Genomic DNA, 13,867 nt, shown 5'->3' on the forward strand with positions numbered 1-13,867 from the left:
GCATCTGCTTAGTTCACCTTAGCTTCAAGTACTGTGCGGGCAAGGGGTGCGGCAACGGAGCCGCCGTCGCCATTCCACACCGCATTGCCAGAATTTTCCACGATCACGGCCACGGTATAGGCCGTGTCCCCAATGGTCGCATTCCCCACGAACCACGCGTGCGGGGGAATATCGTTCGTGATTTCCGCGGTCCCGGTTTTCCCGGAAGTTTCAATCCCGGGGAGGGTGAAGAGGTACCCGGTGCCGTGCTTGACCTCATCAACCATCATCTGGTGCATATAGCCCGCGGTTTGCTGGCTCATCGCCCGGGAGAGCTCTTCCGGTTCGGTTTCGCTCACGGGCTCAAGGTCCGCGGTGAGGGTGCGGCGCACCAGATTCGGTTTCATGACCACGCCATCATTAGCGATCGCCGCCCCGACCATCGCCATCTGCATCGGCGTGACCCGAATATCGCGCTGCCCGATGGAGTCCATGGCGAGCGCGGCGGCATCTTCCGGCGCGGGGAAGCGCGAGGCGGACACAGGTAGCGGGGTGGCCAGTTCGCTATTGAAGCCGAATTTTTCAGCCTGCGCCACCATTTTTTCCGGGCCCACCTTGATCCCGCCAATCGCGAACGGGGTATTGCACGATTGCGCGAAAGCCTCGGTGAGTTTCACCTGCCCGGAGCCGTCCCCGCAGGCGGCCTGCCCGGGATTCCACATATCGTGCGTGGTTCCCGGTGGCACGAACGTGCGCGGGGCCTCGACCAGCGAATCGGGGGTGAGCCCGAGGTTTTCAATCATCGCGGTGGCGGTGAGGAGTTTGAAGGAGGATCCGGGCGCGTATTGGTCGCCTCCGGTGGCCCGGTCGATGAGCGGCGTGGTGGGGTCTGCTTCGAGGGCCTGATAGTTCTCGCGCGCGGCCGCGGTATCGTGCGTGGCTACGCCGTTCGGGTCAAATCCGGGCGTGGAGACCTGCGCCAGAATATCTCCGGTGCGGGAATTAAGTACGACGACGGCGCCGCGCTGGTTACCCAGCGCGGCGGCTGCGGCCTCCTGGAGCTGGGGGTCGATAGTGAGCTCAACGCCCCCGCCCTGGGGTTGGGAACCGGTGATGAGTTCTTCGATACGCTGACCTGCCAGGGAGGAATCCGAGCCGCCCAGCACGGGGTTCATGGCGCGTTCCAAGCCCGTCATCGAGTTATGGGCGATGGAGTAGTAGCCGGTGAGGTTCGAGTAGATCTCCGGGCGCTCGTAGACGCGCAGGTAATTGTAGGCATCGTCGATGGGCTGGGAGGAGACGATGGATTCCCCGGCCACGATAATGGGACCGCGCTGGGTGCCGTATTCGCGGTAGAGCGTGCGTACATTCCACGCGTTGGCATTCAGGCTGGCGGCCTGGAAGAACTGGATCGCGGTGGTCGAGCCGGCCAAGCCTAAGAACATGACCGCGAGGACCGCGACGAGCTGGCGGATAGGGCGATTCACGGGCGCACCACCTCCGTGCGAGCGCCGCCGGCCGTTGAGTTCCGGGATTCCCCGGTAGGCGAGTTAGCTGCGTTGGCCGAATGCACGCCACCGGCCGAGCTCCCCGCGCCGCGCGGGGCGCGTCGCGCGTCGTCGTCGCCCTCATCGTTCCCGCCGTCAGCGTTCCCACGCAGGATCGCGAGTTCGTCGGTGGTGGGCAGCGGGCGGGCTTCTTCGGGGCGGCGCGCGGTGTGCGACATGCGGATGAGCAGCGCGATAATAATCCAATTCGTGAGCAGCGCCGAGCCGCCGTGCGCGAGGAAGGGCAGGGCCAGGCCGGTCAGCGGGATGATGCGCGTCACCCCGCCGATGACGATGAAGCATTGCAACCCGAGCACAAAGGAGAGCCCGGAGGCGAGGAGTTTGCCGAAGCCGTCGCGCGATTCCAGGGCGACCCGCATGCCGCGGCTGATGAGGAGCAGGTAGATGCACAGGATGGCGCCCACGCCCACCAGCCCGAGTTCCTCGGCGAAGGATGCGTAAATGAAATCGGAATGCGCCGCGTACACCAGGTTCGGGTAGCCGCGCCCGAGCCCCGCGCCGAAAAGCCCGCCGGAGGCCATACCGAAGAGGCCCTGCACTACCTGGTAGGAGCCGCCGACGGCGTCATAAAGTTCGGGGTCGAAGGGGTTGAGCCAGATGGCGAAGCGCGCCTGCACGTGGGAAACCGTGGTGGAAATGAACCACACGCCGCCCACGGTGAGGATCCCGCCGATGGCCAGCCAGGAGACCTGCTCGGTGGCCACCCACAGCATCGCCACGAAGAGCCCGAAGAACAGCAGTGCGGTGCCGAAATCGCGTTCAAAAACGAGCACGCCCATGCACAGCGCCCAGGCGATGAGCACCGGGAGGATATGGCGGGCTTTGGGCAGGCGAATCCCCAGGATTTTCGGGCCGGCCAGCGCCAGGTTATCGCGTTCGGCCACGAGGTAGGCCGCGAAGAACACCGCGAAACAGATTTTCGCGACCTCCGCCGGCTGGAAGGACATCCCGCCCACCGCGATCCACAGGCGTGAGCCGTTGAGGGTGCGGCCCAGCGGGCTGAGCGGCAGCAGGAGCAGCACCACCCCGGCGATGAGGGAGGTCCACATGTAATTTTGCAGCACCCGGTAATTACGCACCGCGAGGATGGTGATGGCGAAGAACACCAGCGCCCCGGCGGTGAGGATGAGCTGGCTGCGGGCGTGATCCGTTTCCGCCGCCGCGTCCACCCGGTAAATCATGGCCAGGCCCAGCCCGTTGAGCGCGATGGCGCAGGGGAAGAGCACCGGGTCGGCGTAGGGGCACAGCGCGCGAATGAGCAGGTGGCAGGCGAAAACCAGGGCGGCGCCGGCCCCTACCACCAGCGCGAAGCTCGGTGGCAGCGCGGCAGTACCCGCTCCGGCAGCATCCGCTCCTGTAGTAGGCGCGCCGGCATTACCCAACCCGGTCCACACCAGGTAATAGGCGCCCACCCCGATGGCTCCGGCCAGGAGCAACAGGGTGATCTCGGGCCAGCGGCCGCGGCGCGTGCGCGGGGGAACCACCGTGCTCATCGGTTCTCTCCCGGGTTCGCGGGGGCGGGGGCGTTTGCGGCAGGCGCCGGCTGTTCTGGCGCGGGCGTGCTCTGCCCGGGTGCCGGGGCGGGCGCTCCCGATGCCGGCGCGGCCGGAGCGCTGGGCGCGGGACTCGCACTCGCGGGCGCTGGCGTAGGTTCGTTGTTCTGTGCTTTTTGTTCACGAAGGGCGGCGACGACGGCGCGCGCTTCGCGCAGCGAAGCGCGCGTGATGGGCGTGGCTAGCCGATCTTGGGCCACCGGGGTGAGGTCACGGACCTGAAGATCAGTAGCTTCCGCCGCGTGGGAGAACTCCAGTGGGCCGAGCCGCTGCGGGATTCCCTGGTAAATCGTGACGATGCCATTGTTATTAGCCACGTAGTAGCGGCTTTGGGTCCAGCGGTAAGCACCAAATAGGCCGGCCACCGCCAGGGCCAGGACGGTCAGAATAACAGCCAGCCGAGCCCCCCAGCGCGCGCGGGGAGCGCCCTCCGCGCCCGAGTTCCCGCAGCCGGCACCGGATCCGCGGCCTGCGTTACCGGTATCAGTCGCGGAGCTACTTTTCGCGTTTTTCTTGGCGCTTCCCTTCGGGTGGGCACTTCCGGGCGCAGCGGTGGAATCGCTTGAGCTGTTGGCCGCCCCGGGAGTTTCACTATTGCCGGCATCGTTGTGGGTACCGGCACTAGTGCCGCCAGCCCCGGCATTCGCATTCCGCGTCAGCGTCGCCGCTTTCGCGGCCGCGGAATTCCCCCCGCGGGTGGGCCGCCGGTAATCGCGCGCCGCCGAACCCACCACGATCGGCTGAGAGGGCAGCGGGCTGGTAATTGCGGCGTCGTCAATAACATCCGCAAGAATAACCGTGACGTTATCGGGCGCGCCGGCCGCCAGCGCTAAATCAATAAGGTGTTCGCCCAGCTGGTGCAGGTCCGGGATCGCGTACATCGCGTGTTCGATGGTGTCATGCGCGACCACGCCGAACAGGCCGTCCGAGCACAGCAGCCAGCGGTCCCCCACCCGGGCTTCCCGCACGGATTCATCCAGCTCCACCTCGCCGGGAGTATCCCCGAGCGCCCGCATAATCACATTGCGCTGCGGGTGGTGTTCGGCTTCCTCCGGGGTGAGCCGGCCGTGATCCACGAGGTACTGGACCAGGGTGTGGTCATGCGTGACCTGTCCGAGCTTCCCGTCCCGCAACAAATACGCCCGCGAATCACCAATATGCACCATCGCGAGCTTATTCGAGGCGCGCAGCATCGCGATGCAGGTGGTGCCCATGCCCGCCATTTTCGGGTTCTCGGCAACGAGCGCGAGCATATCGTCATGCGCGGCCTCCACCGCGCGGCGCAGCAGCGGCAGCAAATCATCGGCGGCGTGCACATCATCCACCGCCACCAAATGACCCACCGTCACCGATGAGGCGATATCCCCGGCGGCCGCCCCGCCCATCCCATCTGCCACCACGAGCAAATGAGGCGAGGCGTAGCCACCGTCCTGGTTATTGGAACGAACCAGGCCGACATCGGAAAACGCCGCGTAGCGTAGCTGAATACTCAAACTTGTAGCTCCATCGTGGTTTCCCCCACCTGAATAACAACGCCGGGGTCCAGCGCGGCCGAGCCGTTAATGCGGATCCCCCCTACCAGGGTACCGTTTGTTGAGCCCAGATCCTCCACCCAGCGCCGGCCCTCCGCCGCGAAAATACGGGCGTGATGCCCGGAAGCGTAGGTGTCATCCAAGACGAGCGTATTATCCGGGGCTCGCCCGATATAGACCGGTTGCGAGCTGAGCGGCACCGCGGTTCCCAGTAGCGGACCGCCGGTCACCACCAGGTAGACGGGCCGTTCGACGGGCGCGGCAGGCGCCGCGGGAGAGTCGTTTTCCGCGGGGGCGGGCGCGTGGATGCTGCGGCGTCGTGCCGAAAGAAGAGAAGAACGACGGCGCACGTCCGTTCCCAGCACATCGCGGCGCACCGTCAGCACGACGGCGAAAATGAACAGCCACAGCAGCGCTAGAAAACCGAAGCGCAATAAAGTTATTGCGAGATTCATGAGGCGGACGCCGTTCCGGTCCAAAACATAATGTGGGTGCGGCCGATGGTGATGGTATTGCCGTCGACCAGGGTGGCCGCGCTAATGCGGTGGCCTTCCACGAAGGTGCCGTTCGTGGAGTTGAGGTCCGTGGCGATCACGCCGTTCGGGGTGACCTGGAGTTCGAGGTGGTGGCGGGAGATGCCAGAATCGTCCACGCTGATATCGCAATCGGAGCCGCGGCCGATGATTGCGGTGGTGCCGGTGAGGAGGTAGCGATCCCGCCCCACCTGGATGAGCGGGTTTTCCTCCGTGCCGGCGCTGCGAGTGGCCGGGGCGATGGCGCCGCGCTGCGTGGTTGTCCGGGTGCGTGCTGTTCCTTCGCGCAACTGGGGATCCTCCTCGAATGTGATCTCAATCGGGCCGACGAAAAGATAGTCCTGTTCGGTGGCGTATTCCACCGCGGAGCGGGCGAGTTCCTCGCGGAGGGCTTCCTGGCCCCAGGAATCCACCCGGGCCAGATCCGCCGGGACGAGCGCAACGGTGAACACATTTGGGGCGACGGTGCGGTCGCGGGAAAGCTCCGCGGCATCGCGCGTCATGGCCTTTTTGATGTCGGTGAGGATTTCCACCGGCTTCAGTTCGGACTGGAAAACGCGGAACGCCCCGGCAACGGCGTTCTCCACTCCCTTTTCAAACTTCCCGAGGGCGCCCATGGCCCTGCCCCTTCCCTATTCCTGTTCGCTTCTGTAGCTTCTCAGCCTTTGTAGCTCGTCAAGCTTCGGCGGCCGCTGAAGCTTCGTGAGCCTGTGCGGGTTCTCAAGCTTCTGCAACTTGTTAAGCTTCCGCGGCTTCTATAGGCGACTGTAATCGCCCGCGCCGGTGCGCCGCTACCTTCCGCGCCGTGAGCGGAGCGGGTGGTGTGCGTTCGGCCGGGCGGGTGTGGAGCGATGGCGTGAGCGCGCGGGCCGTGCGCGGTTCCGTTCGGTGGGGCGACGACGCCCAGCTGGCGGCGCGGTGCTGCGACGCGTCTCACGTAAATTCGGGCTGCAAAAACTTGGACTAATCGGGGATGAGACGATAAGCTCATACGTGCACTTGCTCAAGTGGCGGAATAGGCAGACGCGCACGGTTCAGGTCCGTGTGCCCGTGAGGGCGTGGGGGTTCAACTCCCCCCTTGAGCACCACAGTTGATATGAGCGCCGCTGGCTTTGCTCATATCGGTTTTGGCGATATCGCCCTAAATGACATTACCCGGCATTACCCCCAATTTTCCATTGCGCTCTACAGTGTTGTGCCGTACAGTTGCTATCGGATAGTTCCTTTTTCATCGGAACCTCCTTTCGATCAGGGACCCCGGCGCTTACTCCGCCGGGGTCCCTGATTTCAACTCTGGACGGCGGGTTAATAGACAAAAGTGGGTCTAATGGCGGCGTGTCGTTGGCTTGGATCCGGTTCGGATCCGTACGAACTGGGTACGCAGACAAAGTGCGAGGGAGAGTACCGTTTGCACCCGATTTCGTGTCTCTAACGCGCACTATGGCGCCTACACGGCCCAGAATGCGCACTCTGTACCTCTGCCCGCCCCGTGGCTGTGTCGCGTGGCAACGCGGACGGAACGAGTTTTCCGTCGAGGCATGTCACGCAACGGATGTCAAGGAAGCAGGCTTATTGAGGTGCTCGACCTCAATAAGGCCGACTTTTCGTTGCTACAGCAAGGAAAAGTCCGGGTATAAGACCCACCATTGGGGGTGCGGACGGTTTCCTAGAGATTTTTAAGGAGAACGTTCAATGAGTAAGCGTACGTACACGAGAGAGCAGATCCGTAAAGCCCTCACCACCTACCAACGCACGCAATCGGTAACCGCCACAGTCCGTAAACTGGGCTACCCAGGCCGAGACACGCTCTACAAATGGATCCGGAATAGCAACGAGAAACCAGAGCAGAGAAAACCGAAGAAACACGCCCCTAACCAGAAAATATCAACGGACGTGAAAGTAACTGCCTGCAAGCGATTCCGCAGCGGGGAAAACGCCTACACTATCGCCCAGGATCTAGGAATCGTGAACTGCACAAACATCTATGCTTGGGTTAAAAAGTGGGATGCGGAAGGCAGTCTAGGACTCATGAACGAGAAAGAATGCGACCAGATCAAAGCGAAAACCCGCCACCAACTGGAAGCCCAGCTACCCCAAGACCCGGAAGAATTACGTGCTCTTGTAGCCGATTTAATCGTGCAGAAACGCGTCTTGAAAGCCCAGCTCGAGCTAGCAAAAAAAGGAAAAGCCCGCACAGGCGGGCGCAGTGAAGCGGTAGAGAAAACACGGGTAGCTAACCAGCTACGCTCTACCACGCCGCTAGCCATGGTCTTAGATACCTTGGATTTGCCGGCAAGCTCGTACTATTACACCGCTAAACAGCTAGAGCGGCCTGACAAGCATGCTCGCTTGCGTGAGTTGATCGCTCAGATCGCGCGCGAGGGCTTGTATACGTATGGGTATCGGCGTATCCGTTTAGCGCTTAGAAAGCTTGGGTATGTGGTCTCGGAGAAAGTCATCCAGCGCTTGATGCGGGAAGAGGAAATCCCGGTCAGGTATGCCAAAGCACGCCGGAAGTACTCTAGTTACGGCGGGGAGATCAGCCCGGCACCGGAAAACCTAGTCGAGCGTGACTTCCACGCTGATGAGCCCGGACGGCTTTGGCTCACGGATATCAGCGAGTTCCACGCAGCTAACGGGAAGGTTTATCTCTCCCCGATTATTGACTGTTATGACGGGAAAGTCGTGGCGTATACGAGGGGATTACACCCAACCTCAGTGTTGGCTGATTCCTCCCTTGAAAACGCCCTGGCAACCCTCCCGCACCAGCGTCTAAACGAGCTACAAGCCGGCCAGAGTGAGCATCCACTCGTGATCCATTCGGATCGGGGAGTCCACTACCGGTCTGTGTCCTGGATTGAGCTTACGCGGCGTTACGGGTTGACGCGGTCGATGTCGAAGAAGGGGTGTAGTCCGGATAATTCTGCTTGTGAGGGGTTTTTCGGGCGGATGAAAACCGAGATTTATCACGGGAAGAAGTGGGCTACAACCGATGAGTTATGCGAGGCGATAGACGAGTATATGTTCTTCTATAACCAGAAGCGTATTACCTTGAAGTTCGATGGTTTAACGATTGTGGAGCATCGTCAAGCGGTTTTAAGCGATAATGTCCAATAAACAGTCCGCAGCCCCCTTCCGGCGTGTTTGAAAGTCACCAATCCCGGCGCCGGCACCCTGACCGCCGCGGCTGATGGTGTGAACCGTGAGGATTGCTCGGTTCCTGGGGATACTGTCACCTTCCCGGTGGTGGATGGTGCCCCGAACTATGTAGTGCAGGCCCAGGTCATGGCTAAGTCCCCGCAGACCGGGACCACGAAGGTCATCCTGGATTCGCCTCAACAGCCGCTGAGCGAGGTACGTCGCTCTAAGAGGATCTCCTTCACCACGGGTCTGGTTGAGCAGGCCACCGCGTCTGTCTCAACCAGTGCCCCTGACAACGTCGTGACGCTGGAGAACGGTGCCGCGAGTATTCCGTTGACGCTCTCGTGGGGTAACGCCACCACCGGTGATGCCACGGGTGAGCTGGTGTGGCAGGTGCCGGGTAACGTAACCCTGGTATCGGTTGGTGCCCCGTCTGAAGGCGCGAGCGCCCAATGCACGACCCAAGACCGTACTGCGGTAGCGACTGCCCTTGAGGCGGACAAGTCCGGTAATACCCTGACTTGGGCTGCGTGCCCGACCGAGACCGCCGCTCTTGCGGGCGTGACTGGGTTGAAGGTTTCTACCGGTACGCTGGCTTCGACTGCGACCGGCACCCTGCCCGTGAGCGTCATTGCCAATAGCGTGGGTGACGTGAATACGTCGTTTACCGCGGGTGTCTTCAACACGGCCGGTAACGGACAAGTTGAGTTCAGTGAGGCTACCCCGATTAGCGTGTATGTACGTACACCCGCCCCGGAACCTGTAGTGACTGAGGTCGCCTGGGAGGATGCAACCGATCAGAATGCCAAGAATTGTGACACGAAGCAGGTGACGCAGACTCGCACCGTGACCACGACCCCGCACAAGTGGGATCCGGCCGGAAAGCAATGGGTTGCCGACCCGGACAACGCGAAGGTTGAAACCCAAACTCAGACGCGTGCTATGACCGATAGTGAGCTTCAGGTTTGTACCCCCAAGCCCGCCGATAAGGTAGATACGGCCGAGTGGGTGGACGGGACCGGTAGCGATGCGAAGAACTGCGCGACCAAACAGGTGACTCAGACCCGTACCAAGACCACAACCCCGTATAAGTGGGACACCGCTACCAAGACCTGGGTTTTGGATGCGGATAAGGTGAAGGTTGAGTCTGAGACTCAAACCCGGCCCATGACTGACGTGGAGCTTATGGCGTGTGCGATTCGCCCCGCCGACAAAGTCGATACCACCCAGTGGGTGGATTCTACCGATGAGGGTGCGAAGGATTGCGCTACGGGTAAGGTGACTCAGACTCGCTCGAAGACGACCACTCCCTACAAGTGGGATACCGTGGCTCATGAGTATGTGCTGGACACTGAGAACGCGGTAACCGTGACTGAGACCCAGACTCGTGACATGAGTGACGCTGAGCTTCAGGTCTGTACCCCCAAGCCTGCCGACAAGATCGACAACGGTGAGTGGACCGACTCGACTGATGAGGGTGCTAAGGACTGCGCGGCTGGTAAGGTCAAGCAGTCACGCAGCGTGACGACCACGCCCTATAAGTGGGATGCGGCTACCAAGACGTGGGTTGCGGATACCGACAAGGCCGTGACCGGCACGGAAACCCAGACCCGGGATATGACCGACAGTGAGCTTCAGGTATGCACGCCCGCACCCGCCGATGATGTAAAGACCACCGAATGGGTCGACTCGACTGATGAGGGCGCTAAGGACTGCCAGACCGGTAAGGTCAAGCAGTCTCGCACGGTCACCACAACCCCGTATAAGTGGGATGCCACTAGCAAGGAGTGGGTGGCTGATACTGAGAAGGCTGTAACTAGCACTGAGTCTCAGGTTCGGGATATGACAGATAGCGAGCTGCAAGAATGCACCGTAAACCCCGGCCTCAAGGTTGAAGAAACCGAATGGACTGACTCGGCCGAGGATGGTGCAAAAGACTGCACTACCCGTAAAGTCACTCAGACCAGGACTGTGACAACCACGCCGTATAAGTGGGACAGTGTCTCGAAGAAGTGGGTTCTGGATCCGGAGAATGCTACTACTAAGACTGAGTCTCAGGTTCGGGATATGAACGAGGACGAGGTAAAGGTGTGTATGGCCGGTACCGGCGTACCCACGTATCCGGATCCGACACCTGTTCCCCCGAACGGTAGCGTGACTATTGATCCGATTAACGGGCCCGATAACCCCGCCCAATGCGAACCCACCGGCCCGGTAACCCGCGCTGACGGAGTGACCATTACGGTGGATAAGGATTGCAAGGTCACCATCACTATCCCTGAGGGCAAGACGCCCGGTCTGCTGACCCCGCCTATCGAGGCGACACCTAAATACCCCACCCCCGATAAGCCGGTGGTTACTGTGCCTGTGAAGGTGATTGATACACCCGATTGGGATGATACGACCACGACCCCAGGCACCCCGGTAACTGTTGAAAAGAAGAAGGGTGAGGTTCCTGAGGGCACGACAACCCAGGTTACTGGTCCGGGTACCGCGGTGTTGAACCCTGACGGCTCGATTACTGTCACCCCGAATGAGGGTGCGGTACCTGGTGAAAAGATCACGGTCAAGGTTGTCGATAAGGTAGGCAACCCCCTCGATAACATCACCGTGACGATTACGGAGCCGGCCCCGGCCCCGGATTGGGACGATAGCCTGACTGGCCCGGGTAAGAAGGTTGACGTGCCGAATAAGGGCGGGGATGTACCGCCCGGTAGTACGGTTACCGTGAACGGCCCGGGCAGCGCGGTCTTGAACCCGGATGGGTCTATCACGGTTACCCCGAATGAAGGGGCGAAGCCTGGTGAGAAGATCACCATCACGGTCAGCGATGGTGAGGGTAAAGAATTGGATTCGTTTACCGTGAAGATCGGCAAACCCAAAACCAGCACTAAGGCCCTGCCGGTGACTGGTGCTCATACGACGGGCCTGGCTGGCCTGGCTGGTCTGCTTGTGTTGGCTGGTGGGCTGAGTGTTTGGCGGCGTCGTCGTAACTAAACAAAATAAGAGCCATATCGGCTAGCCCCGCCAATGTGTAGGGGCTGGGGGTGGTAGGTGAATGTACGAAACTGGTTTACCTACCACCCCTACTTATTTCCATTGCGCGGGGTGTGCAGTTTTGCTTGCGCTGGGGCGGGTGGGGACGGCGTAGTTTCCCCATTTTGTAGTGAACGCGTGTAGGTCGTGTGGGCGGGTGGCTTTTGTGGTGTTAGAAGACGGGTGTTGTGGTGAGGCTTGAGTTATTAGAAACCCTCGTATCGTATTCGAGGCTTGGGACAATGGACGCGGTAGCCCGCCAGTGTGGGTGTACCACCGCGGCGGTTGTGAAACGTATCCAGTTATTAGAAGAAGAAGTCGGTTACCGGCTCACCCAGAGGGCCGGGCGGGGTAGCGAGCTCACGGCTGCGGGCTGGCTCTTGGTTGAGCGTTCTATCCAGATTCTTGGGCTTGTGGATAAAACCGTGAGCGAGATAAGGGATGCGGTGGATGACCCACAGGGCAGGATTGTGATTGTGGGACGCGAGTCTAGTGCTCTGGAGAGTCTCGCGACTGTGATGGGGCGGGTGAGGCAGGAGTATCCGGGGATTAGTTTTGAGTTGCGGGCTTGTGGGCGGGAGCAAGCGGCTCGCATGCTTGCCGAGGGCGGGGCGTCTTTCGCGGTGTTGGATGCCTCGTGGGAGTGTGAGTCGTGGGAGACACTGGCGTTGCCGGGTGAGGACCGGTGGGGACTCCTGGTTAGGGCTGGTAGTGATGTGGCGGGGCGCGAGTCTGTGCGGCGTGCGGATATTACGAAGCGGGCGTTGGTGTTACCGAGCGAGGGTAGTCGGGAGTTGGGGTATTGGTTGGATAAGGAAAACCAGTTGGATGTGGTGGGCCGGTATGGGTCTGGGCGGGTGGCTTGCCGGCTGGTTGAGGCTGGGGTTGGTGAGGCTATCGTCTTGGAGAATGCCGTTGCGGAGAACGCGGGTATGATCGGGGCCGCGAATTCTGGTGGTGGTTCTGGTTTGGTGTTTGTGCCCCTTGATTGGCTTGTTGGTTTGCGGTGTGTGTTGGCGTGGAGCAAGCAAGCACGCCTGGGGCGGGCTGGTGAGGTATTCGTAGAAACAGCCCGGGCAGCCTTTCGCATGGTAGATTGACATCACTCATCAACCACGATGTTGAAGGAGTATCTGGGGCCGTTCGCTACGCGGGCGGCTCCTGCTGTATACGCTGAATGGGTGCGGACTCCGCCGAAGCTTCGACCAATTCAACCTAGGAGAGGCTTATGTGTGGCGCATGAGCCTGCTTTCCGTGCCTCTCGGCTTATCCTATTGCTTGGGTCGCCGGGTTAAAGTTAGTAGCACTAATTCCGAGTGTTGCATTTAATGGACCGTATTTGTTAAGCTGTAAATAACATCATAATTCGATGAAGATGTGATGGGATGCTACAAGTTCAATGAGGTACTTGGAGGAGGAAACATGTCAAACCTTATGGAACATCAGCCGATTCGAAAAAGTAAAACTAAGCGGGTGCTTATCGCTGGCATCATTGCGATTGCCGGAGTGCTATCGCTGCCGAGCACTGGCGCTCAAGCGTTGGGAGGAAACTGCCAGGCATGGCTTGAAAATGGGGTTGGGTATACTCTCGGTGCGGGCAAGTGCTATTCGTTGAATGCCGACACAAAAGCTCGTGTAACCCTTGATATTGCTATCGCTCCGGATTTTCATTCGAAATGGTTTACCGCTACTAACACCGTTTATCGTACTCTCGGATGGTCATCGACAATGAAGGGGTGGCCCCGTGACGCCCGTGTTGATTACGCACGTCGATAAAATTCAGTAGATGATCCCGGTGGGCGTTATGTTTACTTCGCCCACCGGGATATTCTTCCTACCAATCGGGGAGGGAATATGGGAATTCGCATTGAGGATCTGAGTTTTTCCTACACTTCTCGGAACGAAACCCGGGTTATTTTCCAGAATGCGTCCGTGGCTTTTGAGAAGGGTAAATTTTATAGCCTCATGGGGCCGTCCGGCTCTGGGAAAACAACATTATTTCGCTTACTCTCTAAGCAGCTGGTTCCTGGAGCAGGAACGATAAGCATCGGGGAAGGAAACCTGGAAAACATTGATATTCCAGAACTGCGCTCACGATTGATTGGGCAAATTTTCCAAGATTATCTGCTGGTGCCATTCCTAAGCCCGATCGAGAATATCTTATTAGCAAGAGAAATAGCTGCCGGTAAAGCTACTCCTGCAGATCGCACACACGCACAAGAACTTCTTGCCCGGATTGGATTGGAAACCTCCAAAAACCGCCGGGTAGACACGCTTTCCGGGGGCGAACAACAACGCGTCGCCATCGCGCGCGCTGTTAGTGGGCAGCCACTGCTTCTTCTTGCCGATGAACCCACCGGTGCCCTCGATGCTGATAACACTGCGAGCATAGCTACGTTACTCTCCGATCTTGCGCACTCTGAAGGCTTAACGGTCATAGCGGGTACCCACGACGAGGCTTTCGCCCGGCACACCGATCACGTGGTGCGTATTCGGGATCATCGGCTTGTCGTAGAGAGGTGACC

The 13,867-nt window shown here is 60.2% G+C and carries 10 protein-coding genes and 1 tRNA gene; 6 read left to right on the plus strand and 5 right to left on the minus strand.

Annotation, left to right across the window (positions count from 1 at the left end):
* Positions 1-8: 8 nt before the first annotated feature.
* Genes CYJ17_RS02445 through CYJ17_RS02465 form a run of 5 tightly spaced genes read right to left on the minus strand, consistent with a single transcriptional unit; the run spans position 9 to position 5,782 of the window.
* Positions 9-1,466: a penicillin-binding transpeptidase domain-containing protein gene (locus CYJ17_RS02445; RefSeq protein WP_087070129.1), complete on the minus strand. Its 1,458-nt coding sequence runs from the start codon at positions 1,464-1,466 to the stop codon at positions 9-11.
* On the minus strand, positions 1,463-3,040 hold the full coding sequence (locus CYJ17_RS02450) for an FtsW/RodA/SpoVE family cell cycle protein (protein WP_101595742.1): 1,578 nt from the start codon (positions 3,038-3,040) through the stop codon (positions 1,463-1,465). The genes CYJ17_RS02445 and CYJ17_RS02450 overlap by 4 nt, the downstream gene beginning before the upstream one ends.
* Entirely contained in the window at positions 3,037-4,593 is a 1,557-nt protein-coding gene (locus CYJ17_RS02455; protein WP_101595746.1) for a PP2C family protein-serine/threonine phosphatase, read from the minus strand. Before CYJ17_RS02455 ends, CYJ17_RS02450 begins: the two co-directional genes overlap by 4 nt.
* Entirely contained in the window at positions 4,590-5,087 is a 498-nt protein-coding gene (locus tag CYJ17_RS02460) for an FHA domain-containing protein FhaB/FipA (protein WP_087070128.1), read from the minus strand. The genes CYJ17_RS02455 and CYJ17_RS02460 overlap by 4 nt, the downstream gene beginning before the upstream one ends.
* The gene (locus CYJ17_RS02465) at positions 5,084-5,782 is read right to left on the minus strand and encodes an FhaA domain-containing protein (protein ID WP_101657682.1); all 699 of its coding nucleotides are present in this window, start codon (positions 5,780-5,782) and stop codon (positions 5,084-5,086) included. Before CYJ17_RS02465 ends, CYJ17_RS02460 begins: the two co-directional genes overlap by 4 nt.
* A gap of 384 nt (positions 5,783-6,166) precedes the next feature.
* Here CYJ17_RS02465 and CYJ17_RS02470 point away from each other — a divergent pair.
* From CYJ17_RS02470 to CYJ17_RS02495, 6 genes are all read left to right on the plus strand, one after another.
* Positions 6,167-6,253 (plus strand) — tRNA-Leu (locus CYJ17_RS02470).
* 604 nt (positions 6,254-6,857) lie between these two features.
* Complete coding sequence (locus tag CYJ17_RS02475; protein WP_087069845.1) at positions 6,858-8,282, plus strand: IS3 family transposase; 1,425 nt, start codon at positions 6,858-6,860, stop codon at positions 8,280-8,282.
* A 27-nt stretch (positions 8,283-8,309) separates the two neighbouring features.
* Positions 8,310-11,303 carry an Ig-like domain-containing protein gene (locus CYJ17_RS02480; RefSeq protein ID WP_145989828.1) on the plus strand — a complete coding sequence of 998 codons (2,994 nt, stop codon included), beginning with the start codon at positions 8,310-8,312 and terminating at the stop codon, positions 11,301-11,303.
* Between the two features lie 230 nt (positions 11,304-11,533).
* Positions 11,534-12,442 carry a LysR family transcriptional regulator gene (locus tag CYJ17_RS02485; protein ID WP_268760136.1) on the plus strand — a complete coding sequence of 303 codons (909 nt, stop codon included), beginning with the start codon at positions 11,534-11,536 and terminating at the stop codon, positions 12,440-12,442.
* A gap of 322 nt (positions 12,443-12,764) precedes the next feature.
* Positions 12,765-13,118: a hypothetical protein gene (locus tag CYJ17_RS02490; RefSeq protein WP_143231820.1), complete on the plus strand. Its 354-nt coding sequence runs from the start codon at positions 12,765-12,767 to the stop codon at positions 13,116-13,118.
* Between the two features lie 78 nt (positions 13,119-13,196).
* Positions 13,197-13,865 (plus strand): ATP-binding cassette domain-containing protein, encoded by a 669-nt coding sequence (locus CYJ17_RS02495; RefSeq protein ID WP_087070120.1) that lies wholly within the window; start codon positions 13,197-13,199, stop codon positions 13,863-13,865.
* The last annotated feature ends 2 nt before the right edge of the window (positions 13,866-13,867 follow it).

It is taken from the genome of Actinotignum timonense, assembly GCF_002860685.3.
In the GTDB taxonomy this organism is placed as follows: domain Bacteria; phylum Actinomycetota; class Actinomycetes; order Actinomycetales; family Actinomycetaceae; genus Actinotignum; species Actinotignum timonense.